Here is a 25,588-nt window from a genome sequence, read left to right on the forward strand (position 1 = left end):
GTGAACTTTTTTGAGCCAAGTGAAAATTAAAGACCTCTATCCGCTATCCCCGATGCAGGAGGGAATGCTATTTCATTCCATACTTGATGAAAAGTCAGAGGCTTATTTTGAACAAACGATCATTACCATTCATGAAGTGATGGATACCAACCTAATCAGCCGAAGCTTACAAAAGCTGATTGACCGCTATGATATTTTCCGTACGGTATTCGTGTATAAGGAAACGGATCGTCCGCTTCAGGTTGTACTGGAGGAACGGTCAGCTGCTCCTGTCCATACCGAAGATGTGCGTAGTCTACCGGATGCGGAAAAGCATAGACGACTTCAAGCCATTTTACAGGAAGAGCGGCAGAGAGGTTTTGATCTGGAAAAGGAGGTTCTCATCCGGTTAGCGCTTGTACAGTGGGATGAGGACACCTCGAAGCTCATCTGGATCTCTCATCATATTATTATGGACGGCTGGTGCCTGCGGACGGTAGCCAAAGATTTTTTTGATATTTACACATCACTTCGGGACGATACTCCTTTAAAATTAGAGCCTGTCCATCCATTTAGCAGCTTTATTCAGTGGTTGGAAAGACAAAATAAAGAGGAAGCTGCAGCATACTGGAAACGATATGTGACTGATTTTGAAAATGAAACCGTCGTGCCCGGCTATACACGATCCGTCGCTCCTTCGTTTCAGGCAGAGCAACTCATATGCACATGGGGAGAGCAGCTGACCCAAGGCATGGAACAAATCGCCAAGCAAAACCGTGTCACCGTCAGCACCTTATTTCAAACCGTTTGGGGCTTATTACTACAAACGTACAACAACAGTAAAGACGTCATTTTCGGGTCTGTTGTGTCGGGCAGACCTGATGAAATCCCCGGTATTGAAAATATGGTCGGATTATTCATTAATACCATACCCGTACGTATTAAAAGCTCCGCTGAACAGCGGTTTTCCGACTTGCTTACGTCTATACAGGATTCCTTGATGGAGTCCAATCGGTATTCCTATTTTTCCTTGGCTGATATTCAAACCCATAGTGTACTAAAACAAAACCTGATCCAGCATATTGTCGCCTTTGAAAACTTTCCCGTGTCGGAAGAGCTTACGGGCTTGGAACAAAATCCTAAGGCCCTCCGTGTTGGTGAAATAGAGGATATTGAACAGACCAATTATGATTTGAATGTAATCGTCATGCCTGGCCGAGAGCTGGAAATCAAATTTAGCTATAACGCACTGACGTATAACAAAAATGCGATCAAACAATTGGCTGCTCACCTCATCCAAATGATGGAGCAAGTTATTCAAAACCCCAATATCCGGGTTTCGGAGATTGATCTTTTGACAGCGGAGGAAAAACAGCAGCTTTTGTTTGATTTTAACGATACACGAAGACCATATCCATCGGACCACACCATACATCACGGCTTTGAAGAACAGGTAGAGAAAACACCGGATGCGGTAGCCATTGTATTTGAAAATCGTGAGCTAGCCTACCGGGAATTAAATATAAAAGCTAATCAACTGGCCTCGAAGCTGCGGAAACTGGGGGTTGCGCCGGACACCATCGTAGGCATTTTGACTGAACGTTCACCAGAAATGATTATCGGTATTCTTGGTATTTTGAAGGCGGGTGGAGCTTACTTGCCACTGGAGCCTTCTTATCCACAGGAACGGATTATGTTTATGCTTCAGGATAGCGGTAGCGAAGTTCTGCTAACCCTATCCGACAAGGGGAAACAGATGAACACTTTCGATTTTTCCGGTACTGTTCTGGATCTGGCCGACATCAGCTCCTACGATTCCGACGACTTCATTTTTTCCGAATCGACAACGGCAGACAATCTGGCCTATGTCATGTATACATCCGGCTCGACCGGGCGTCCCAAGGGTGTCATGATTGAACACCGGAATGTCATACGGCTGGTGAAGAACACCAATTACGTACCATTTGCCGAGAACGAACGCATTTTGCTGACCGGGGCGCTCGTGTTCGATGCCTGTACCTTTGAAATTTGGGGAGCTTTGCTGAACGGATTGCGCTTGTACATTGTACCGGAATCCGTAATCCTGGACGCTGTTCAGCTTGGTGAAGCATTGGATCGATATCATATTACAACGCTGTGGCTGACATCGCCCTTGTTTAACCAACTCACTCAGCACAAACCAGATCTCTTTGCTTCGCTAAAGCACCTGCTGGTGGGCGGAGATGTGCTTTTACCTGGGATCATTAATACGGTTAGAGCACATTCTCCGGGACTGAACGTTATCAACGTCTATGGCCCCACAGAAAACACCACATTTTCTACTTATTTCACGATTGATAAGGAATATAACAGCATTCCTATTGGTCGTCCAATTGGCAATTCAACTGTTTATATTTTGGACTCTTCAAGCAGGCTGCTGCCTATTGGTGCTCAAGGAGAAATATGTGTTGGTGGGGATGGTCTGGCGCGTGGCTATCTGAACAGGGATGATCTGACCCGGCTAAATTTTGTCCCTAATCCATTCATTCCGGGAGAAAAATTGTATCGGACAGGTGATTTGGGCAGATGGCTACCGGATGGCAATCTGGAGTATCTCGGACGGATAGACCAGCAGGTTAAAATCCGCGGGTATCGTATTGAACCTGGCGAAATTGAAACCCAGCTCATGAAACATGATGCAGTTCGGGAGGCGCACGTAGCGGTAAAAAGCATGAAGGATGGTCAAAAAACGCTTTGTGCTTATATCTCAACCGACGTACCGCTATCCAAGAGTGATATGAAGACCCATTTGACTGGCCATTTGCCGGATTATATGATTCCTGCCCAGTATGTGTTCCTGCCGGCGTTTCCCCTGACAACGAACGGTAAAATCGACCGCCAAGCATTGCCTGAGCCAGAAATGACCAGTGGTTCCGATGTGGAATACGTTGCTCCTAGAAATGAAATGGAACAACAGTTGGCAGACCTGTGGCAAGCAGTGCTTGGCGTTGAAAAGGTCGGCATTGACGACGGCTTTTTCGAGCTTGGAGGTCATTCATTGAAGGCCATTCAACTGGTATCGAAAGTACAGGAATCGAACATTCCGCTGGATATACATCAATTGCTTCAATATCAGACGATAAGAAGCTTGTCCGATCTTTTACAACGTGATGAAGAGGGCGGAGTGAACACGGATACGCTCATTGCGAAAGCTCAGGAGGTTGAGCGGGCTATTACAGAAACGTTTGGTGTACAGGTCTTGCTTCAGTCCGTATCCAGCGATAAGCAAAACTATTTGTTCCTGCAAGTGGAGCCTTTTCGCGTAGAACAAGTTCAGGCAATCTCGGAATTTATCCAATCTCATATCCATCCAGACCTGCACCCGCATTATATCGTCCGCTGGGGAACCGACGAACCAGATAGAATTCTCGGAGCTATACCGACAAACGAAGAACAAGAAACCTTGCTTAAACAACAGGCCGATGTATGGCTTGCCAGCATTGCTAAGTTAAATGCAGACTGGAATACCAATATACTAAGTCTGAATGCTATTGGACGCTATCCACTTGCACCAGCTCAGCATTACCATTTGCAACATTTTACAGGCTCGGGTATGGCTGTGCAGTTAGATAGCTACTTGGACACCGAGCGTTTGACCGTAACGATTCAGCGGCTTCTTCAACGCCATGAATTGCTAAGAAGCGTACTTGTTCAATCGTCCGGAGCATGGGAATGGGAGTTGCGTCCAGCTCCAGAGCATCTTTCTTTACCGACTGTTGATCTCTCGGGTCAGCCGGTACAAGCACAACGCAGGCTTCTTTCTTCCATTGCCGCTAGCCTATTTTTAGAACCGTATGAACTTTCACAGTCGTTGCAGTACCGGATCGTCCTGATTCGCTTAAATTTGCGGGATCATCTACTGTTGTTTCCTTGCTCTCACATTATTTTTGATGCTACGAGCAGTGATATCCTGCGCAGACAACTCCTTGATGAATATCATCGTCCGCAGCAGACGGCACATGCGACTGAAGAGGTGCAATACCAGGAATATGTAAACCATATCCGCCAAGGTCCTCAAGGAATCGGGGATCAGGAAATCAGTGAGCAATTCAAACTCCAGACCTTTGGTGAGAATAATGAACGTATCCATGTGCTGACCGAAGAACGCAACTATGCGGATACTACCAGATATCGTTGGGAGCTGAATTTAAGCGACATTTCAGAGCAGCATGGCGCTGCGAATATGTGGGATATTTCGCTTCAAATGGCTGTACGTTTTTTCAGCAGCTATTTCCAACTCTCTGTTGTTCCGCTTTGGCTTACTAATTATGGAAGACAATATGGCGACCGAAACTATTTTGGAACCGTAGGCGAGTGTATTGATCATATACCCGTTGTACTGCAGGAAGATGACACTGAATCCTATGAAAAGAGTATCCATACCCACCTGGGCTTTGCTTCACGCTATCATTTGAACTTTTTCAATCTGATCTTCAATGCTGAAATGGAGCAAGCTTACCCGGTATCCAGTAGCATTTTGAAAAAGGGACTTGAACAGCTGCCTATCGTATTCAACTATTTGGGTGAGGGACGAGAGGATGCAGAATTGCTCGACAATCTGCATATCGCAGGCACACAGGCTAATGTCAACAAGGTTATTTTCTTTGAGTCAGAGCATGTAGGAGATATTCTAAAAATCTCACTTACCATTCCGTATGATGAGAACGACCAGTATATCCATCAAATCTTCCAGGCTGCAAGTGACAGGCTTTTACACGCTTTGACCATTTCGCAGTAAGGAGATGAAGATGTGAATCAATTGTTTAAGGATAGTCGTTTTATCCGTTTCTTTGCTTCCCGTACTTCTGCCAATATCGCGGACAGCATTTATTCCATCGTCCTGCTGTATTTTGTACAGCAATCAACGCAATCGGTGGCGATGACCAGCTTTACGTATACAGCTGTATCTGCGGCGTCCATTTTCAGCTTTCTCGTGGGGCCTTTAGTGGACCGTTATTCACCGCCTTTGTTGGCCAGCATCGCCTTGTTTACGCAGGCTTTGCTTATTTTGGCCGTCCCATTTCTCATTCAGGATGGGATGGTTAATCTAGTCGCTATCCTTGGTATTGTGTTTATTGCATCTTGCTTCTCCACACTGTTTTATCCGGCCAACAGTAAAATGCTGCCGCAACTGGTAGGCTCGCCGGATTTGATTGTCCGGGCGAATTCCATGATTTCGTCGACGGATCAGGTTATTAATATCGCAGGATATCTGGCTGGAGCCTCGCTTATTATCGCAATGGGGATGAAAAATACGTTTTTTCTAGCCAGTGCGATGCTGTTTCTGTCAGGCTTTGTGTACGTCAGGCTCAATAAGCAAATTGATACTCCTGCGGTGGAAGACACTAACGGTAGGGGTTCACTGAAGCTGGGGTACTATCTGAAGGAGTTGAAAGAAGGGTATCTTTTTGTAAAACAGCACACCTTCCTGAGAATTATGCTTCCATTTTTTGCTCTGACGAACTTTTCGATGGCGATCTTGGTAATTGCCATGCCTTCCATCGCTGTATCCTATGGCTCACCGATCTATTACAGCTTGCTCTATGTAGCCTATTTTATCGGTATTTTTATCGGTTCCTTTCTGGTCAGTGTATTGAAAAAGAACGGCATTACCATTGCGGTTTCCTGGGTAGCTATGGGGCTGGCAATCTATGTGTTTTCCATTGTGCCGGAGATGTGGATGAAGCTGCTGGCAGCTCTGTTATTAGGCGTTTTTACAGGCATTATCAATGTACTGCAAACGTCTTTGACTCAAATTATTACACCGCTGCCGTTACTGGGACGTGTTACAGCCTTTCTTAACACCTTATCGAGCGCGGCTTTGCCATTAGGGGCCTTGATTGGAGGGGCGTTAGCTTTACGGTTTGCTCTGAGTGAGGTCCTTTTTTTCAGCGGGCTGATTACTGCATTGTGCGGATTGGTTATGTTCCTGGCCAAGGATATTCGCCAGTTTGAGATTCCATCAGAGGAGATTGGAGGAGTAGCTCCCTTCCACAATTCATAAGCCACGCATGCAAAATGTCAGGTCCTCATCACAGGGTCTGGCATTTTTAGTATGTCTGGCTTCGCTACGTTGAGGCTGACTATTTTGGCGCTGGTGTTGGAGCACCGTTTATGGTTATCATAGACGAAGGTATAAATCTATCGTTACATTCGGATACAAGAGGAGATACGAGATGGCTGAGCCTTTAAAAAATATATACACAGAGGATTTTCTTCGCCTTTTCGGTGAAAGAGTACAAACTGCGTATAGCTCATTTGATACACAGAAATTTATCCTTCAAGTTATGGACGGGACGTGGAATGAGCTGGAGCTAAAAACCCGGATGCGACGGATTTCACTAACCTTGGGAACGTTCTTGCCAAGTCGTTATGAAGAAGCTTTGGCTGTCCTTTTTGCCATAGACGAGCATTGCAGCGGTTTTCCATACTTATTCTTCCCGGACTTTGTGGAGGTGTATGGACAGGGGGAGGAGCATTGGACACTTTCCATGGAGGCACTGGAACGCTTCACACAGAAGTCATCTGCTGAGTTTGCCGTGAGATCATTCCTGTTGCGTGAACCGGAACGGATGATGCGCCAAATGATGGTCTGGGCGGTTCATCCAAGCGAGCACGTCCGTCGTCTAGCCAGCGAAGGCTGTCGTCCACGGCTGCCGTGGGGGCAGGCGTTGCCCATATTCAAGCGCGATCCCGCTCCGGTATTGGCCGTGCTGGAACTGTTGAAAGCAGATCCAGCACTATATGTACGTAAAAGTGTAGCTAATAATCTGAACGACATCGCCAAGGATCACCCCGATACGGTTATCGCAACGGCTAGGCGGTGGAAAGGCACACACCCTGATACGGACTGGATTGTGCGTCACGGCTGCCGGACTTTGATTCGCAAATCCATTCCCGAGGTGATGGCGCTGTTCGGTTATGCCGAAGAAACGAACGGATCACCGTTAGTCACCGAAGCGTCTTTTACCGCCGATCCGGCTGTGTTAAAGCTAGGCGATAGCTGCGAGTTAAGCTATGCGATTCAGCTTCGAGAAGGTGAACCGGTACGGGTCCGTATCGAATACGGCGTCGATTTTGTGAAGGCGAGAGGACAAGTCTCGCGTAAATTATTTCTGCTTTCCGACAAAACCGTTCCCGGAGGAACACGTCTTACAGGTAGACGAACACACCATTTCGCAGATCTGACAACCCGCCGCCATTATCCGGGAGCACACCGGATTGCATTGCTCGTCAATGGACAGGAGGCGGCTTCTACAGTGGTGGAACTCGAGTAAGACTAATTTCAAAGCCGTCAGCATAAAAAAGAAAGAGTCAAAACAGACTCTTTCTTTTTGGTGTCAGCTACACAAACGGTGTATTTTTCTAAAAAAATTCATGCTACCTTTAGAACCTGGTACTAAGACGTGCTATAATACAATAAGATTATGGCTTTCATCTTATGTATAAAGGGGAAGATACAATTTGACAGATCAGCAGCAATGGCTTGCACCTGAATATTACAATATAACTTCGGAAATGGAACATCATGATGCTGATAAAACAGCACTCAAGTGGTTGAGCGAAACTGGAGAATACGAGGAGATCACCTACGGAGAGCTGTTGAAAAAGGCCAATCGACTGGCTGGAGGACTCGCAGGTCTGGGATTTAATAAAGGAGACAGAGTCCTGGTCATAGTACCACGCCGTATTATTGCGTATGTGATTTATTTGGCCTGCCTGAAGCTGGGACTTGCCGTTATTCCTTCTTCGGAAATGCTGCGGGCAAAGGATATTGCGTATCGTCTCCGCCACTCACAAGCTCGAGGGGTCATTGCCTGGACCGGAGTAACCAGTGAAGTGGACAAAATAAATGATGATATGCCTGCTCTGGATTATCGGATCATGGTTTCCGGCGACAACGCAGAACCTGCACCCGGCTGGCTTGGACTGGATAAGCTTATGGACGGGCAAGAAGATACTTTTGAAGCTGTGAAGACACATCGGGACGACATGGCGATTCTGGCCTATACCTCGGGTACTACAGGGAATCCTAAAGGTGTCGTACATAGCCATGGCTGGGGGTATGCTCATCTGCGCATAACATCCCCATGGCTGGATATCCAAGCTTCAGATGTAGTATGGGCTACAGCAGCACCAGGATGGCAAAAATGGATTTGGAGTCCGTTTTTATCCGTTTTGGGGAATGGGGCGACCGGATTCGTATATAATGGCTCGTTTCGTCCCGGCCGCTATTTGCAGCTCTTGCAGCAGTACGGAATTCAGGTGCTATGCTGTACACCTACGGAATATCGGATTATGGCGAAGACGGATGGCCTGGATCAGTACGATCTGTCTCAATTGCGCAGCGCAGTTTCCGCGGGAGAACCTCTCAATCAGGAGGTTATTAACAAGTTTCAGGAGCAGTTCAACATTACGATTCGTGACGGTTATGGGCAGACGGAGAGCACATTAATTATTGGTAACTTGAAGGACGTACCTCTGCGTTTTGGTTCGATGGGGAAATCCATTGCGCCGGGTCTGGTTGAGGTCATAGACGAGGATGGCATTCCACTGCCTTCGGGCCAAGTCGGCGATATTGCGGTGCGTGCTGATATGCCGGCATTATTCCATACGTATTACCATGATCCGGAGCGCAAATTAGCCAGTATCAACGGAGATTACTTTGTTACAGGAGACCGGGCCCGCAAAGACGAAGATGGGTATTTCTGGTTTGAAGGACGCGGCGATGATATTATTATCAGCTCTGGTTATACCATCGGTCCTTTTGAGGTAGAGGAAGCACTCATGAAGCATGATTCCGTGCAGGAATGTGCTGCTGTAGCCAGTCCTGACCCAATACGTGGACATGTCGTAAAGGCCTACATTGTACTTAAAGCCGGAGTAGAAGGATCACCAGAGCTGGCAAAGGAACTGCAGCAGCATGTTAAAGCATGGACTGCGCCCTATAAGTATCCACGAAAAATAGAGTTCATTGAGGAACTTCCCAAAACCAGCTCGGGCAAAATTCGAAGAGTGGCGCTGCGTGAATTGGAGAAGCAATCCATACTGTAATGATAACTTTGAAACCTGATAAAAATGGAACAGGAGCGAGGAAAAATGAGTTCATTTGAAACATTGCTGGAGCAATATGCAGAGCTGGTTGTAAGGGTAGGTGTCAATATACAGCCCGGACAGGTATTTTTGGTGACTGCACCGCTGGAAACCATTGATTTCACGCGTCTGATTGTCAGCAAAGCATATGAAGCAGGAGCTAAATATGTACAGGTAGAATTTGAGGACGATCAGATTACGCGCAGTCGTTTTGAACATGGTGACGATGGTTGCTTTGACTATTACCCGGCATGGAAGGCGGAAATGATGGAAAAATTCGCCGAGGAGGGTGGGGCCACGCTAACAATCAAGGTGCCGAACCCGGATCTGTATCAAGGTATTGATCCACAAAAGGTTTCGCGTGCGACGAAGGCGGCAGTCACGGCGAGAGAAGGCTTTTCCCGATATACCCGGAATCATAAAATTAGCTGGTGCCTGATTAAAGCGCCAACGAAGGCTTGGGCCGATAAAGTATTTGCCGATGTGGCTGAAGAGGATCGCATCCGTGTCATGTGGGAAACGATTTTCCAAATGAACCGTGTAGACGGCTCAGATCCCGTTCAGAATTGGAAGGAGCATTTGAAAAACCTCGAACAGCTGCAAAACAAGCTGAATCATAAAAAGTATAAAAGCCTCCACTACCGCGCACCCGGAACCGATCTGAAAATTGAACTGGCTGACGGACATATCTGGCGCAGTGGTGGTGGTGAAAACGAACGTGGAGATTATTTTGTGGCCAATATGCCGACAGAAGAAGTGTTCACGATGCCTAAGCGTACAGGTGTGAACGGTTATGTTACCAGCACCATGCCGCTAAATTTGAACGGCCAGCTGGTAGATCGGATTACATTTACCTTTAAGGACGGCAAAGTCACCGAGTATACAGCGGAGTCCGGCGAGCAGCATCTGACTCATTTGCTCGCTACGGATGAAGGGGCCAGCTATTTGGGTGAAGTTGCACTGGTGCCGCACGATTCACCGATTTCCAATCTCAATCGTATTTTTTACAACACGGGGATTGACGAAAATGCCTCCTGTCACTTGGCCCTCGGCAGTGCGTATCCCTTTAATATGGAAAAAGGAACACAAATGAGCCGGGAGGAATTGCTGAAGAACGGTGCCAATGTTAGCCTGACCCATGTAGATTTTATGATCGGTTCAGCCGAACTGGATATTGACGGCGAGCTGCAAGACGGAAGCAAAGAAGCTGTGTTCCGCCAAGGAAATTGGACGATTTAGCTTTTTTTAATTTCCATCAAATAACCCGCAAATGAGTCTGTTAATTTTGCGGGTTTTTCTATATCTCAAATGTCAACCGTTCCCTGTCACGGCATTGTTGTGAATATAAAAGCAAAAACCTTATATAATTCGGGCATGTTTACGGCAGTGCTTGTGCATGTTCCAGTCGGAATCTGGTACATTCATGATATTGTGAAGTTGAAAAATAGCAATTCTCGCTCTCTTTTTTCTAAACAACAGCTAGGATCGTACTATCGTAAATAGTGTATGTTGGATGATTTTCAATATCATTGTTTACAAGTTGGAAACAAGTAGAGTTATTCTGGAAATGCGGTTTGGTTACACTTGGTTTGTACCTCATTGAAACAAGGAAAGAGTGATCTCATGATAAAACATTCACATCAACCACATGAACCCAAAAAGCTGCCCTATAAGCTAGTCACAGCTACTGCTTTGATGGCTATAAGTTTCGCTGCCATCACCGGATGCGGCAATAGCGGAGAAGCAAAATCAACTGCTCCAATTACGGAAGGAGCGACAGTTGCACCGTCTACCGATTCCACGGTTCAGCATACAGACGACAATCGTAAAAATGCAGATACGAACAAGCAAGGTTCGGACGCAATCCAGCAAAGTCAGAGTCCAGCGGATTCCAAGGATACCGGAAAGGTTTCTGAGCAAGGCTCATCCTCGCCCCGTCAGTCACCTGCCAGTAGTGCAGCGCCATCTAAAAACGCACACTACCCAGCAACCATACTCAGCGCAGCCAAGCAGGGGACACTTCCGAACTTGCCCAAAGGTCTTGGTTTGGGAACTGGCAGCGATCTTTTGTTCCAGCTGTGGGGAAAATCCGAGTCAGGCTCTACTGGTCATACGCGAAGCTACACCAAGCATCATACGGACATCGTACTGGACGGAAGCGATAAAGTTACAGAGATTACATCATCCGATTCCTCTTACAGAAAGCTGGTTATCAGCCAAGTCATTAAGGAATTGGGTACGCCGACCGAAACGAACGACACTTCCAGAAGTGTACCCAATACAGCAGAAGCCAGTTATACTATCAAAGACGCTTCCGGACTTGATCAGCATTTAGTATTTTCCTACCAAACCAAAACGAAAAAAATCAACTATGTGAGATTGTATTTTAACTCCATGACTCCATAATCTTGAGCCACAACAAAAGAGTCGCTTCCGTAAAACCATTACGGAGACGACTATTCGTCCCCATCTGAACAGCTAGAGCAGGAGCTGATCGCAGCTTATTCGCAAATTATGACGGATTACCGTAATGAAATACTTTTACAAATGCAGGCGCAGACAATCGGGGAGGATGTGATTGTGAGCGTGATGCAGCAGGGATTTCGTGATATTCATACGACTGTTTATGCTGCTTTTCGTCAAGCGGGTATTGAGCATGCATTGGAAAGAACAATGCTTTTTCTTGCCAGAGGTATGCTCTGCAATATCTCGATGTCACTGGATTTGCCGGAACTGATGAAAATAGACGAATAGTATTTTGTTTGTGTAACAAGAGTCACGCCTTTGCGTGGCTTTTTTCTTTTGTTTGTGAGTTTAAATCATCAAACAGGTTGACAATGAGAGCAGGCTTCGATATCTTATATACATATAGGGGTATATGTATAACGAACTAAACCGTTACCCTTTCAAAAAATATGTGGAGGTATATATTATGTCATCCAATAACATCCAAGCAGATTATATTCTTGATTGCAAAGGGCTAGCTTGTCCTATGCCGATTGTCAAAACCAAAAAAGTGATGAAGGAGCTCAAAGCAGGGCAGGTTATGGAGGTGCAAGCGACTGACAAGGGTTCATTAGCGGATTTTCAGAGCTGGGCCCAAAGCACCGGGCACCAATTTATCGGTACTTTTCAAAACGGAAATGTCATGCATCATTATTTACGTAAAGGGGAGCCTGCTGAAGTGACGGCGGAATCCCTATTGCCTTCAACCATAAGCCATGAAGAGTTGCAGACAAAATTGGCTGAAAAGGGGAACCTATTACTGCTGGATGTTCGGGAGCCTGCAGAATTTGCGTTAAAGCATATCCCTGGATCGAAGTCCATCCCTCTGGGAGAACTGGAGAACAGACTGGGTGAGCTCAAGCTGAATGAAGAGATTGCAGTGATTTGCCACGCTGGAGCACGCAGTGAAATGGCTTGCCAGTTATTGACGAGGAAAGGCGCCACAAACGTCAAATCCGTCCTTTTAGGCATATCCGAATGGACAGGGGAGACGGAGGGGAGCGAGTCCATATGACTTCAACCGCGGAACAAGGATTTACTCATCCCAAAACGACAATTGTATTATTCAGCGGGGACCTGGATAAAGCGATTGCTGCATTCATTATTGCGAATGGAGCGGCAGCATACGACCATGAAGTAACTATCTTTTTTACGTTTTGGGGATTAAACATGCTGCGTAAAGATGAGCTGGTGAGAACGAATAAAGGAATACTTGAAAAAGCCTTCGGCTGGATGATGCCGCGTGGTCCGCAAAAGCTTGCACTGTCCAAAATGAACTTTGCAGGGCTCGGTCCACAGATGATCAAGCATGTCATGAAAAAGCACAATGCGCTCTCTCTTCCACAGCTTATTGAGCTGGCGCAAGAGCAAGGGGTTAAGCTCATAGCCTGTACCATGACGATGGATCTGTTGGGGCTGCAGCAAGAGGAGCTAGTCGACGGTTTGGAATATGCCGGAGTTGCCGCCTATTTGGGTGAGGCTTCGCAAGGGAAGGTTAATTTATTTATATAGGGTGTCCTATTTATTTTTTTGATTTATAATATACCTATACATGTATATCGTAAATCAAAAAGGGAGTGCAGTGCTCATGGAATATAATTACACTGATGAACTGAAAACACGCTTGAGAAGAATTGAGGGCCAAGTCCGTGGGGTACTTCGCTTAATGGATGAGGGAAAATCGTGCAAGGATGTCGTCAGCCAATTGTCAGCCGTACGCAATGCATCAGATAAAGCAATTGCGCAAATTGTAGCCGAAAATCTGCAACACTGCATTATGGAAGAGCAAAAGGCTGGAGGAGATACGGATAAGCTGGTTAAAGAAGCGATTCAACTTCTTGTGAAGAGTAGATAACAAGAACTCACAGAACATATCATTCAAAAAAATGCTTCTTAAATTAAGGAGCATTTTTTTTGCGGCCGTTGTAACGATTATTGTTACAATGGTTTTTTAGAATGCAAAATTCGTGAGCTTTGCAGTTATTAATTATTACATATGATGGAACAAATACCTATTCATCTCTATTATTTTATTGTATAATTTAGAAATGTAAGGCAATAAAATCCTCGAGGCAAGCTGTCTGTCTATTGATACTTCTGCAAACAGGGATTTATTCAACCTGAAGATTCAAAGAGGATTCTACACAATCAGAACAATGGGGAGAGGATTCAGAAATGCACAGTAAATCGGATGTTAGAGGTTGGTTTCCAAGCGAGGATGGAAATTTGTCACAACGAAAACGGATCATAAAACTGATCGAGCAAATGATTAGCGGGGTAGATGAGTTGAAGAACCCCAAAGCGGTCAATCTCAAAGGAGAGAAACGGCGAGATGGGGATTTTTACGGTCAATTGGTTGCACAAAGTCAGATTCCCTATGAAGGTGCTCCTATGAAGGAGGTAAACGCAGAGCTATTGCAGTTGCTGCACGGACATCCTTACCATACAAAGTATTTTTTTACGAATATACTGCCAATGGCCTCCATTCCCGGAATATTGGGCATGTTATCCGCGATGCTGGTGAACGGCAACAATCTTTGGGATGTTTACGGGCCTGCCGGAGCCGAGGCCGAGGTCAGAGTAATGGCGATGATGTCCAAACTGGTAGGCTATGATGCCGGGACAAGCGGGGGCTATACCACCTGGGGAGGTCAGGGCTCCATATTTTCCGGATTGCGGATTGCCATTGCCAAATATGACCCGAATGCGCTAAAGCACGGGGTTCCGGACAACTTGTATGCTTTTTGCTCGGAATTGGCTCATTACAGCCTGTTCAAGTCGATGGAAGCGTCCGGGATCGGCAGTGATCACCTCATCAAAGTAAAAGCCTTATCAGACAGTTCTATGGATGTGGCTGATTTGAGATGTAAATTAGCGGAGGTCGCTGTAGGCGGAGGCGTGCCTGTGTATATAGTGGCAACAACAGGGACAACAGATGCCATGGGTATTGACGATGTTCTCCAAATCCGTACCGTTGCGGAGGAATTTTCGAAGCAATTCGGGTTGCCGTGCCCGCATATCCATGCAGATTCGGCTCTGGGTGGTTTTTTTGCCGTCTTCAACGATTACGACCTGGAAAAGAACACGCAGCAATTCAGCCCGGGCGTCATCGGGATGCTGACTTCTATTCAGGAGAAGATGAGACATCTCTCATTGTCAGACTCCATGTGCTTCGATTTTCAAAAACTCGGACAAACACCTTATGTCTCAAGCCTGTTTCTGCTCAAAAATGCAGCGGATCTTGGCCTTCTGGAGCTTGATGCGGACGAAACCCCTTATGTCGGACATCGGGGCTACGGGGAGTATCACACTGGATATACGTTGGAGTGTTCTCGCATGGCCAGCTCCATCAGCATGTACAGTTCGCTGTTGGCCTTTGGGGTAGAAGGCTATCAGCGTCTTCTCGCCCAATTTCTGGAGGTGAATTTGCAATTTCGTGAACGGCTTGTTGCGGAAATTCCGGAGGCCGACATTGCCAACCCGGACAACCCGGGAATATCAACACTGATCCGCATTTATCCACCAGATGGCCCGCGGTTTGCCGAAGAAATAAGCGGAAGCAGCTCTTGGGAGGATATCGAGCGGAACAATCAATTGAATGAACGGCTGTTTGAGAAATTAGGCAAACATCGCGATCGGATGTTCTTTGGGGATACAAAGAAACATCTGCTAGTCAAGACCGTTGAAGGCCGGCAAATTCCGCTTTATGTCAGTAAATTTTTTGTCATTTCGCCTCATACCCAACCGGAGCATGTACCGGAGATCGTGCATTATTTGAAGGAATGTATAACCCAAGTATGTGAGCAGTTCGTGTATCAATGAATAAACAAGCTCACAATTGAATGTTTTCATAGGTTCCATTAACTATACTGGACAGTGAATTTAATGGGGATTGTGTACAAAATTTTCGGTCATAAAATACATAAAGTAAAACGGCCAACTTGTTGTACTTTTTTCTAATTGTATTCATTAGTAGACTAAGAAGTTTCTTCAAACTCTATATAAAATTGGTAACACAAAGGAAGAACGTCTGATTTCAACCAATCAGGCGTTTTTTGTTTGTCTGAGTTCTTACAAAACTCAACTCGCAGTTTTACACTCTCCTGACCATGGTAACTTGGCATCAAGTTAGACTGTGTTCGTAAAGCGGACTAAACTAGGATAGGGGGATTTGAAATGAAGGTGGAACTGCACTGCCACACCCGCCTTTCAGACGGTTCCTTTACTTTTGAAGAAGTGACGGAATTAGCTGCTGCTGAATTGGTTACTCATTTGGCCATAACGAATCATGACACCACGGCAGGTCTTCATGAAATGATGGTTCAAGGCAGAGAGAATGGGATCGAAATCGTTTCTATCTCGGGGAGGTTCTGGCCACCGAATGCAAGGTGCAGGCTCAGGGTGCGGCCGGCATTGGTCTGATCAGGGGGGATGACAGTGAAAAAGCTTATTTTCTGGCGATCATTGATGCCTTGAGAATTGCATCCTCCAGACTGTCCTCGTCCTGGTTCTCAAAATTGGCAAGCCAAGGTCCCGAATGAACAACTTCCCAAAGTGCTGGATTACTTGCGCAAGGAAGGGCTGATACCGGAATGTCCTGTCGATGACACCGAACCGGACGATATCACGGGCAACAGCCTGACATTCAGGAGAGATGACCAAAGTATTTGAATAAATAAAGAAACCCTTCTTTCTGGTAATGGTTGCTTGGCGCTTCTATATCACCAAAAGAAGGGTTTCTTTTTGTAAAGCATCACAGCGGCAAATAGATTTTATTCCCAACAAGTGATTAATTTATTTATAAAATCGTCGAAGCTATGAGTAGAAGACAATAGATTCACATTTTTATCGTCTGTTAATATGGTGGCCAATGCATCGAACACGTCGCGGAATATTTTTCGATCCTCTCCGCTGATGGTGAGTAACAATACAATTTTCACGGTCGAAGAATCCCATTTGATCCCATTCGGATTCAAATAAATGAACATGCCTGTTTTGCGAGATTCCATTTTTATCGCATGAGGGATGGCAACGTGTCCGAAAGCAGTAGAGGACATGGCTTCCCGTTCCATAATTTTGCCCCAAAAATCTTCGTCCGTATAACCATCCTGATTCATAATTTGACAGATAAAACGTAAAACATCTTCTTTCCCGGACAATGCTGTGGAGTTGTAAAAATGTCTTTCGTCTAAAAAAGATTCTAATTGGATCTTAAATTGATTTTTCTTTTTTTGCTCTTTTAATTCAAATATTTTGTTCGATACTTTTTCCCGATCACTTTCTATAAAAAATGGAGTAATCACGACATAGGGTACTTCCGGAATCTTATGCAATTGGGCAGAAGAAATAATAAAATCACTTGTTGCATAATTCAAATCGCTTTCATCGGTTACAATCGAATGAATCAAAATATCATCGCCAAAATACTGCTGTAATTTATTGATGATTTGCACATTCATATTGTAGTAAAGCGGAAACAGTACCGTACACGAAATCTTTACGTTCGATTGCCGTTGCAACTCAATGGCATACCCCAGGTGAAAAGCTAAATAAGCAATTTCATCATCGCTAATGATATAACCGGTTTTTTCTTTAATCACATGTGAAGCATGAACAGCGCAATCATAAATGAGCGGACATTCTCTTTTTATCGTTTGTGTTAATGGATTTTTCGTTGAATGATGATTTTTTAATCTCATCAAAAGGTTTTTTACATGCAGTGTAAAACGTGTAATAAAATCAGAATCGGCAATACTGATATAGTAATATTTATCCAAGTCAATGGCTATTTCACTGACCAGATCAATACAGTCTTTTCCGGCGATATTTTCCAGGTCGCTTACTTCAATTTGCGTAAAGTTAACATTGGTCGCATTACACGAAATTAAGATCGCCAAATCGGTGATTTCTTCTTCCGGATAGGTTACATGAAAATACGATTCTAATTTAAAGGCGATTTCTTTGGCGATTAAATATGCGGTGTTGTCGACGTTATAATTCACGGTCTTATTTAAAAACTGAAAATCATGTTTCATTCTGTCCAATGCAATGGTGATGTGGATGATCACATTCGTTAAATAATAATCATTGGTAAAAAAATGTTGGGCAGAAAAGGTTTCAACGACGACTTCCCGAATGTAATCGATATTTAACTCTTTATAAAATCCTTTGATTTTATCGATATCAATAAAACTTCCGTTGGCCTCTTCGTACAAAATACTGCTCATTAGCTTGCGCTTATCTTTTTCTCTTCCTTGCAACTCAATATGATCCTTGCTCAACTGCAATTCCAAGTTATTTTTGCCAAGCTTTTCTTTGATCAGCTTCAGATCAAGTCTAAGCGTTGACTCGCTGATAAACAGAGCGTCGCTTAAATCGTAAATATAAATGGGCTCATTGGTTTGTACCAGTTTTTTCAGAATATAAGCCATTCTTTCGGACTGAGTTTGCGGGATTGCTTTTTGTTCACTGGTTAGAAACCTGTTTACTTGATCGGTATTGACCTTATAACCTTTATTCGACGACAGGATTAACCCGTGGTGAATAGCATTGATCTCACTTATATAAGATTTGATGGTGCGTTTGGACACGTCGCATTTGTCCGCTAAATTTTTCGACGAAATCCAATCATCGCTTTTTTCGGTTAAATATTGAATCAGATCAATATAATGCGTTTTCATTTAGAATACCTCGCTTTAAAATGTTGCACCATAGGGGTGCAGTTTTTTATTTGAGCCCGTTTTAGGATTTGTATTATAGTTTGGTTGTAACAAAGATAGCGCTATCATTTCAAAATTATAAGAAAAACTTCTATCGATGTACAGTCACAGAAGACAGACCGCGTTTAGCGGAACCTTTTCTTGCGATTAAAGAAAGCTTTAGCTCCGCTGAAAACTTATTCTTTCTTTAATCTAAAGAAAAACTTCTATCGATGTACAGCCACAAACGATGTACAGTCACAAAAAAAAGCAAGGAGGATTACCATGGAAAATTCAAGCAAAATGTTACATGTGTTGTTGGTTTGCGGGTCCGGAGCAAGTTCCGGTTTTATGGCTGCCAATATTCGCAAGGCCGCTAAAAAGAGAAACTTGAATATGGATATCAAAGCCAGAGGGGAAGCGGAAATTGAAAATTATATCCATGATATCGATGCTTTGATGGTCGGTCCCCACTTGGCTTATATCGTTGATGAAATCGAAGAGCTTACCAAAGATGTCCATGTCAAAGTGCTTTTAATGAAGCCTTCTTATTATTCCACTTTAGATGGGGAAGCCGCTTTAGATGATCTGCTGCGTGAGTTGAACAGTTAAAGGGGACAACCAAAATGAACAAATTAATAGAATGGCTGAAAAACGACTTCTCTCCAAAGATGAATAAAGTCAATAACAATGTATGGGTAATCACACTTAAGGATTCTGTCATGCAACTATTGCCCTTTATTCTTTTAGGATCGGTATTCTGTCTTCTGACTATACCTGGAGATGTGTATCATATCAAAAACTACCCTGATTTTTGGGTTCCGTTCGGATGGACGATGGGCATGCTTTCGCTGTTGGTTTCTTTCCTGATTCCGTTCAATTTGATGGAAAAGAAGAAGTTAAGAAAACAGCGCTTTATTGCCGGCTGTACAAGCCTGGTTACTTTTTTGATCATCGTAACTCCTCAAGTCGTAAAGGACGGTACGGTTGGTTTTAATCATAGTTCCTTGGGCACCGGAGGCATGTTCGTTGCCATCATCGCCGCTATGATTACCGGCTATATCATGGGGCTGTTCGGAAAATTCTCCTTTTTCAAAGAAGATTCCGTCATCCCGGACTTTGTCAGATCCTGGTTTGATTCCATGCTTCCCATTGGGGTGACTATCGTTCTGGCCTGGGTGTTGGTCGATCTCGTTCATATTGATATATACAACATCATTTTAAATATTTTTATGCCGTTGGCCAACGTGGTAGAGACACCTTGGGGATTCATGTTAATTCTGTTTATCAGCTGTTTCTTGTATTCGATGGGGATTTCCAGTTGGATTTTGACTCCTGTCACCAAGCCGATTTTTCTGGCGGCCATTATGGCAAACGCTACCGCGGGGGCGCATAATATCGTAACGGCCGAAACGATTTATTCGGCATACTTGTGGGTAGGCGGTGTAGCCTGTACGTTGCCGCTGGCTATTATGCATCTGCTTTCTAAAAGCACAAAGTTAAAAGCACTGGGACGCGCATGTTTGGTCCCATCTATCTTTAATATCAACGAGCCTTTAGTGTTTGGTTCAATCGTATGGAATCCCATTATGATGGTGCCTATGTGGATCAATGGTTTAATTTTACCGTTGATCGTTTGGATCGGAACCAAAGTCATTCACTTTGGCCCCATCCCGAAAGTGGTTTTCGATATGTGGTACGTTCCTTTTCCAATTTCCACTTGGATTACAACGGGAACCATTACAGGCATTATCCTGATGTTAATCGTTGTCGCGGTAGCCACGATGATTTGGTATCCATTTTTCAAAACCTACGAAAAACAAGAGCTTGAAAAAGAATTGCCGCAAACCAATTAATCTATGAGTGAGTGTTCAAAAAGTTAGGTTTTCAGCACCGAGAAGGTTGGATGAAGCAAGGGACTGAGTAGCGGAGCGTAGGCGAACCTACGTGAGCAACGGAAGGCCCGGTTGAATTCAAGTTTCGACGTCGAGACCACTTCCTGACCTGCATCGTGATCAAAAGATGACTTTTTGAACTACCTCTATTAAGGAGACTTTATTATGACTTCGGAACAAGTAGCCCAAGATGCGATGCAAATCATTTTGCACGCAGGGGAAGCAAGAAAGCATTGTACAGAAGTACTAAAGGATATTGAAAAAAGCGACTTTGACAGCGTTAAGGAGAAAATGAAATTAGCCAACGCGGAAATTGTCATCGCTCATCGCGTGCAAACGAATTGTATCCAAAAAGAAACGGAAGGAGCAAAAGGAGAGTACTCCGTTTTATTTGCCCATGCGCAAGATACGCTCATGACGGTCTATAGTGAAATTAATATGACCAAGCGGTTAATTGATATTTTCGAGAGCTTGAACCAGAGATTGATCCAACTGGAAATGACTAATAAATAATGAGAGGAAGTTATCAAAATGAAGAACATTCCAACAGGATTCCCATCCGATTTTTTATGGGGGGGAGCGGTTGCCGCCAACCAATTAGAAGGTGCTTACAATGTTGACGGAAAAGGGTTAAGCGTAGCGGATATTAATGAATATTTGGATGGTGTTCCTTTAGATAAAAAGTCGAATTTAGAACTGACTACGGACTATATTAAAGAAGCCATTGAAAGCCAAGATCGCGTTTTTCCGAAACGTTGGGGCATCGATTTCTATCACACCTATAAAGAAGATTTGAAATTGTTAGGGGAATTGGGACTCAAAACCTTTCGCACCTCGATTAACTGGACAAGAATTTTTCCGAATGGTGACGAAACACAGCCGAATGAAGCAGGCTTGAAATTTTATGATGACCTGATCGACGAAATTATAGCGAACGGCATGGAGCCGATGATCACCCTATCGCATTATGAAATGCCGATTCATTTAACGACGGCTTATAAAGGGTGGTACTCCAGAGAAATGATCGATTTCTTTGTTCGCTTCGGCCAAGTGATTTTTGATCGGTACCATAAAAAAGTGAAATATTGGATTATCGTCAATCAAATCAATTTGATCGATCATGAATCCTTCAACCACTTGGGCATTGCTGAGGATGTGGTGGATGATTTGGCCTCCGCCAAATACCAAGGCTTGCATCATGAATTTGTTGCCTGCGGCCTGATCACGAAATATGCCAAAAGTCTGGATCCAAATTTGCAAATCGGGATGATGCTGTGTGGGGGACCGGCTTATCCGGCTACCTGCCGGCCGGAAGACATCTTTGCCACCGTGCGCAGAAATCAGATGGAGTACTTTTTCTCGGATATTCTGCTTCGCGGATATTACCCGGGTTATGCTTTCCGTTATTTCGCCGACAATAACATCACTGTCGAATTTGCAGAGGGCGATGAAGAGGCACTGAAAAATACGGCGGACTTTATGTCCTTCTCCTACTACTATACCCGCATTTACGATGCGGAAAGCATGAAAAACAAAACGGGACCTTACCGCAATACCGAACTTCCGGCCAACCCTTGGGGATGGACGATTGACCCGATCGGTCTGCGCACTTTCCTCAACCTGTTCTATGACCGGTATCAGTGCCCGATTTATATCACGGAAAACGGGATCGGTTACCATGACACCTTGGAAGAAGACGGTTCCATCCATGATTCCTACCGGGTTGACTATTACCGGGCCCATATTGAGCAAATGAAAGAGGCTATTAAAGACGGGGTGGATTTAAGAGGTTATTATGCTTGGGGCCCAATCGATATTATTAGCTGTTCTTCCTCGGAAATGAGCAAACGCTATGGATTTATTTACGTCGACCAAGATGATCGTGGCAACGGTAGTAAAAAGCGCCTCAAAAAAGACAGTTTTTCTTGGATGCAAAAAGTGATCGCTTCTAATGGAGAAAACTTGGACTAGAGGTCTCGCAAATGTCTATTTATCTGAAATTTGGCGGACGACTTATGATTTTGGTCGTTGCCATGGTGCTTACCGCTCTAGCCGTTAATTTATTTATCGAGTGCAATATAGGGTCTGATACATTAACCGTTTTATTGGACGGATTGCACAAAAGTACTGGAATGAGCGTAGGTCTGACAAGCTTTTTCGTAAATATGGTACTTCTTGCTGCAGGTCTTTTATTAAATCGTAAATCTATAGGTTTTTCTTCGATGATTTATTCCTTTTTTGTCGGACCATTCATTAATTGGATTCATCCGTTTATTGCGCACATGCAGCTGGCTGATTTATCTCTATTCATTAAAATAGTCATCGTCATCCTGGCTAACTTTTGTTACTCCATCACTTATGTGTTGTTGATGAAATTTGGCAATGGCATGTATGCTATAGACGCTATTTTGCGATATACAGAGTCGAAATTTGGATTAAGGTATGATATCGGCAGAATAGGCGTAGATGCTATCTTTTTAAGCACCGGATTCTTTTTCGGGGGAATCGTGGGCATCGGAACCGTTATTGCCTTTGCTTTAACTGGGCCGGGAACTTTGCTACTCGAAAAGATTTTATTTATACTGCTGCAAAAAAATTCGAGAAATAAAATAATATCTTAGGAGTTTGGGAGAGATACACGGAGAAAATTGTGTCGAGTGCAGAGCCTCTGGTATTGATGGAACCAAATGGAAGCTAAAAACATAATGGTATGCACATAAAACCGAAAGCATGGATTCCATCGAGCGAAACCATGCTTTCGGTTTTCCTTTTGCCTCTACTCTGTAATTGTTCGCTAAGCAACTATGGAATGGACCTGTTTATCCTTGCTTGTTTATAAATGATATTAAAAAGCTCATTGTAATTCCGGTCTTTATTCGAAGAAGAGGGGGAGAGAATTTTAAGCTGTCTGGCTACTCCTTCGCAAATGCTCCATCTAATACGGGAGTTTTGACATTCGTCCAGAATAAAGTCAATTAACTCTTGTTCTTCAGAAGTCCGATCCGTATCCTCCGTACCCAATAAATTTCTAATATATGTTACAACTGCCTCCTGATCCTCATCGTTTTTTTCAATTTTAAACGGAAAAAGAACATCCTTATAGTGCTTGGTTATTTCTATATTTTTTTCTAACCGAATGATATTGTATGCCAGTATACCAGAGCTATTCATATCGAAATTCATTCGTCTTGAGTATCTGAACTGGTATCCGATTCCCCCAATAAAATGAGTGGATAAATCCATAGCGTTAGCTTCAATTTCAACACCATAAACTTCGATTAAACGTCTGGCCAACCAGTTTAACTCCTCATAATGGCTGGTTGCCATATATTTTCTTAACGCTTCGTCATTCTCGGCCATCGAAATATTATACAGCTCCAGGATATTTTCACGGCTATAAATAGCGTACTTTAGCCCCAACTGCGAATGTAAAATCTCCTTATTATGAGGGTCACCCTCTACTAATAACTGGTTTTTCTGCTCTTCCACTTTTGCGTCGACATTCTGAATGATACTGAGTATCAGTTGAGGTTTAGAAGAAAAATAATTGTAGAAAGTACCTTTTGAGACACCCGACTTCTCCAATATATCCTGGATAGAAGTATAGTGATAACCAATGTCGCGGAATAAGGACTTGGCAGCTTCAATAATTTGCTCTTTTTTGGTCATGTTTCTTGTTCCCCTATAAAACAAATTGACAGTCATTTTATATCGCTTTATTATAGCATTAAAACAAATAAACTTAAGTACAAAAAAATATACATAAGTACAATTCTATTTTATATGTACACGCAAGAACTACTTTATAAGGAAAGAAGAGGACATCATCGTGTATAACTTGGAGCAGGAATTTATTAAAGCGCAGCGAGGTAATCGTGAGTCGTTTATTCAGTTATGCCGGAAGCTGGAGATTGAATTGTATGACTTGGCGAAGTGTATTGTCCGTCATGACGAAGAATTCATGATTGCTTTTCAAAACACGATGCTTGAAGTCTATACCACGATCCATACTTTTCGAGAACCAGAGCATTTCAAAACACAAGTAATCCGTATCTTGATTCATGAATGTAATCAACTTATGCAGGGCAGGAGGGAGGCGGCTGCAATCGCAGAATCACCCCATGATTTCAAAGAAGCCATTCACGATGCGAGCGTTCAAAGAATGAATTTGCGAGATGCAGTCAATCAACTGGGAGAGGATTTTCGGATCGTAATTCACCTTTCTTATTTTCAAAATTGTTCAATCAAACAAATTGCTTATGTACTTCATATTGAGGTTGCTGAAGTTAAAATACGATTGCGCAAAGCACGCGAACGATTGGCAGAATGGAGCTTTAATTCAAAGCTTTTTACCGACTTTACCCCTTCAACTGGTTGCGATAGTCGGTAGGAGAACGGCCGATTATTTTTTTGAACAGTCTTGAGAAATAATAGGGATCCTGGAAGCCAAGTGCTGCGGCGATTTCTTTAATGGAACCACTTGTCAGGTCCAATAGTTGACCCGCACGTTGCATTTTCATACGCAGAAAATAATCAATCGGGGAGTAGCCGGTGGATTGCTTGAATATAAAGTTCAGATGCTGCTTCGATATCCGAATGTGCTGGCTAAGCTCCCCTACAGTGACCGTGGATTCCAGATGTTCACTCATATAACGGGTTGCTATGTCGATATATCTCTGCGTTTTGCTGTCCTGCTTGCGGGCGGCCACGGATGTAACAAAACTTAGCAGATAACGGATGCTTTGCGAGACTTGCACCTGATGGATGACAGAATAGGGTTTGTCCACGAGCAGGTCATAACATTGATGAAATAACTCCAGCAGCTTCGCCTCGTCTCCGGGCAGCAGAGATATATAAGGTTTGAATGGCTCCAGCAGAGCGATAAATTCTCCAATCTGTTCGCCTCTCAAGTGGAACCAGTATATGGTCCAGGGATCATGTTCATCAGCCCCGTAAGCATGCGGCACATCCATGGGGATGTAGGCAAAACTTTGCTCAGTCATAGATATGACTTCTTGATCCTTCATCTGAACCCAACCTTTGCCGCTGGCACAATAGATAAAAATATGAGAATTGCAGCCTTGGAGCCTCTCACGAAAATGATGACGGGCCTGTGGAAAATAGCCAATGTCTGTAATATAGCCCCCTCTCGTAAGCGCATGCGATTTTAATTCATCCACAATATAAGCAGGGAGAACGTAAAGTTTCTCCCGCTCAAATCCTGCGTCTTTTTTATTCATGTCCATCTGCCTGCCTCCCTTGAATTATTCATCAAAAAATACGTGTATAGTCCATCATAAACAGGTAATTGTCAATTGTGCAACCACGTATGCTCTCATAAACTTTATACATGAAAGCCATTACAAGAATTAAGGAGTG

22 protein-coding genes and 1 pseudogene are annotated in these 25,588 nt (G+C 43.9%); 20 read left to right on the forward strand and 3 right to left on the reverse strand.

Annotated features, from left to right (window positions below; translation table 11 throughout):
* Positions 1 to 19 precede the first annotated feature (19 nt).
* From KQI_RS0109845 to KQI_RS28470, 14 genes and pseudogenes are all read left to right on the forward strand, one after another.
* Positions 20 to 4,756, forward strand: coding sequence for a non-ribosomal peptide synthetase (locus KQI_RS0109845; RefSeq protein ID WP_241763890.1), 4,737 nt, complete (start codon positions 20 to 22; stop codon positions 4,754 to 4,756).
* 12 nt (positions 4,757 to 4,768) lie between these two features.
* Complete coding sequence (locus tag KQI_RS0109850) at positions 4,769 to 6,022, forward strand: MFS transporter (RefSeq protein ID WP_010346602.1); 1,254 nt, start codon at positions 4,769 to 4,771, stop codon at positions 6,020 to 6,022.
* Positions 6,023 to 6,194: 172 nt separating this feature from the next.
* A complete protein-coding gene (locus tag KQI_RS0109855; protein WP_010346603.1) occupies positions 6,195 to 7,295 on the forward strand; it encodes a DNA alkylation repair protein in 1,101 nt (366 codons plus the stop codon).
* A gap of 187 nt (positions 7,296 to 7,482) precedes the next feature.
* Positions 7,483 to 9,072 carry an acetate--CoA ligase gene (locus tag KQI_RS0109860; protein WP_010346604.1) on the forward strand — a complete coding sequence of 530 codons (1,590 nt, stop codon included), beginning with the start codon at positions 7,483 to 7,485 and terminating at the stop codon, positions 9,070 to 9,072.
* Between the two features lie 45 nt (positions 9,073 to 9,117).
* The gene (locus KQI_RS0109865) at positions 9,118 to 10,350 is read left to right on the forward strand and encodes an aminopeptidase (RefSeq protein ID WP_010346605.1); all 1,233 of its coding nucleotides are present in this window, start codon (positions 9,118 to 9,120) and stop codon (positions 10,348 to 10,350) included.
* A 60-nt stretch (positions 10,351 to 10,410) separates the two neighbouring features.
* Positions 10,411 to 10,614 carry an HXXEE domain-containing protein gene (locus KQI_RS29615; protein WP_411830974.1) on the forward strand — a complete coding sequence of 68 codons (204 nt, stop codon included), beginning with the start codon at positions 10,411 to 10,413 and terminating at the stop codon, positions 10,612 to 10,614.
* A 120-nt stretch (positions 10,615 to 10,734) separates the two neighbouring features.
* Positions 10,735 to 11,517: a DUF4309 domain-containing protein gene (locus KQI_RS0109870; protein WP_010346606.1), complete on the forward strand. Its 783-nt coding sequence runs from the start codon at positions 10,735 to 10,737 to the stop codon at positions 11,515 to 11,517.
* Positions 11,518 to 11,568: 51 nt separating this feature from the next.
* Positions 11,569 to 11,865 (forward strand): annotated as a pseudogene (locus tag KQI_RS26755) (TetR/AcrR family transcriptional regulator); the annotation flags it as partial.
* Between the two features lie 178 nt (positions 11,866 to 12,043).
* On the forward strand, positions 12,044 to 12,631 hold the full coding sequence (locus tag KQI_RS0109880; RefSeq protein ID WP_010346608.1) for a sulfurtransferase TusA family protein: 588 nt from the start codon (positions 12,044 to 12,046) through the stop codon (positions 12,629 to 12,631).
* Positions 12,628 to 13,128 carry a DsrE/DsrF/DrsH-like family protein gene (locus KQI_RS0109885; protein ID WP_010346609.1) on the forward strand — a complete coding sequence of 167 codons (501 nt, stop codon included), beginning with the start codon at positions 12,628 to 12,630 and terminating at the stop codon, positions 13,126 to 13,128. The genes KQI_RS0109880 and KQI_RS0109885 overlap by 4 nt, the downstream gene beginning before the upstream one ends.
* Positions 13,129 to 13,204: 76 nt before the next feature.
* Entirely contained in the window at positions 13,205 to 13,471 is a 267-nt protein-coding gene (locus KQI_RS0109890; protein WP_007430470.1) for a metal-sensitive transcriptional regulator, read from the forward strand.
* A 320-nt stretch (positions 13,472 to 13,791) separates the two neighbouring features.
* On the forward strand, positions 13,792 to 15,438 hold the full coding sequence (locus tag KQI_RS0109895; RefSeq protein WP_010346611.1) for a pyridoxal phosphate-dependent decarboxylase family protein: 1,647 nt from the start codon (positions 13,792 to 13,794) through the stop codon (positions 15,436 to 15,438).
* Between the two features lie 354 nt (positions 15,439 to 15,792).
* On the forward strand, positions 15,793 to 16,038 hold the full coding sequence (locus KQI_RS0109900; RefSeq protein ID WP_029390098.1) for a PHP domain-containing protein: 246 nt from the start codon (positions 15,793 to 15,795) through the stop codon (positions 16,036 to 16,038).
* Positions 16,005 to 16,157, forward strand: a complete 153-nt coding sequence (locus KQI_RS28470) for a phosphonate C-P lyase system protein PhnG (protein ID WP_241763888.1) — start codon at positions 16,005 to 16,007, stop codon at positions 16,155 to 16,157. The genes KQI_RS0109900 and KQI_RS28470 overlap by 34 nt, the downstream gene beginning before the upstream one ends.
* Positions 16,158 to 16,388: 231 nt before the next feature.
* On the opposite strand, the gene KQI_RS0109905 is transcribed toward KQI_RS28470, so the two are convergent.
* Positions 16,389 to 18,296: a BglG family transcription antiterminator gene (locus KQI_RS0109905; protein ID WP_010346615.1), complete on the reverse strand. Its 1,908-nt coding sequence runs from the start codon at positions 18,294 to 18,296 to the stop codon at positions 16,389 to 16,391.
* Positions 18,297 to 18,599: 303 nt separating this feature from the next.
* On the opposite strand from KQI_RS0109905, the gene KQI_RS0109910 reads away from it, so the two are divergent.
* The 5 genes from KQI_RS0109910 (at position 18,600) to KQI_RS0109930 (ending at position 22,830) form a co-directional block, all read left to right on the forward strand.
* Complete coding sequence (locus tag KQI_RS0109910) at positions 18,600 to 18,926, forward strand: PTS sugar transporter subunit IIB (RefSeq protein ID WP_010346616.1); 327 nt, start codon at positions 18,600 to 18,602, stop codon at positions 18,924 to 18,926.
* A gap of 14 nt (positions 18,927 to 18,940) precedes the next feature.
* Positions 18,941 to 20,170 (forward strand): PTS sugar transporter subunit IIC, encoded by a 1,230-nt coding sequence (locus KQI_RS0109915; RefSeq protein ID WP_010346617.1) that lies wholly within the window; start codon positions 18,941 to 18,943, stop codon positions 20,168 to 20,170.
* A 204-nt stretch (positions 20,171 to 20,374) separates the two neighbouring features.
* Positions 20,375 to 20,722, forward strand: a complete 348-nt coding sequence (locus tag KQI_RS0109920) for a PTS lactose/cellobiose transporter subunit IIA (RefSeq protein ID WP_010346618.1) — start codon at positions 20,375 to 20,377, stop codon at positions 20,720 to 20,722.
* A gap of 18 nt (positions 20,723 to 20,740) precedes the next feature.
* Positions 20,741 to 22,180: a glycoside hydrolase family 1 protein gene (locus tag KQI_RS0109925; protein ID WP_010346619.1), complete on the forward strand. Its 1,440-nt coding sequence runs from the start codon at positions 20,741 to 20,743 to the stop codon at positions 22,178 to 22,180.
* A gap of 11 nt (positions 22,181 to 22,191) precedes the next feature.
* Positions 22,192 to 22,830 carry a YczE/YyaS/YitT family protein gene (locus KQI_RS0109930; RefSeq protein ID WP_010346620.1) on the forward strand — a complete coding sequence of 213 codons (639 nt, stop codon included), beginning with the start codon at positions 22,192 to 22,194 and terminating at the stop codon, positions 22,828 to 22,830.
* Positions 22,831 to 23,011: 181 nt separating this feature from the next.
* On the opposite strand, the gene KQI_RS0109935 is transcribed toward KQI_RS0109930, so the two are convergent.
* Positions 23,012 to 23,878, reverse strand: a complete 867-nt coding sequence (locus KQI_RS0109935; protein WP_010346621.1) for a TetR/AcrR family transcriptional regulator — start codon at positions 23,876 to 23,878, stop codon at positions 23,012 to 23,014.
* A 160-nt stretch (positions 23,879 to 24,038) separates the two neighbouring features.
* Between KQI_RS0109935 and KQI_RS26760 the strand changes: the two genes are divergently transcribed.
* A complete protein-coding gene (locus tag KQI_RS26760; RefSeq protein ID WP_010346622.1) occupies positions 24,039 to 24,599 on the forward strand; it encodes an RNA polymerase sigma factor in 561 nt (186 codons plus the stop codon).
* On the opposite strand, the gene KQI_RS0109945 is transcribed toward KQI_RS26760, so the two are convergent.
* A complete protein-coding gene (locus KQI_RS0109945) occupies positions 24,568 to 25,449 on the reverse strand; it encodes an AraC family transcriptional regulator (RefSeq protein ID WP_029390099.1) in 882 nt (293 codons plus the stop codon). The two genes, KQI_RS26760 and KQI_RS0109945, sit on opposite strands and share 32 nt — an antisense overlap.
* Positions 25,450 to 25,588: the final 139 nt, after the last annotated feature.

The sequence above is a fragment of the Paenibacillus peoriae KCTC 3763 genome (assembly GCF_000236805.1).
GTDB lineage: Bacteria > Bacillota > Bacilli > Paenibacillales > Paenibacillaceae > Paenibacillus > Paenibacillus peoriae.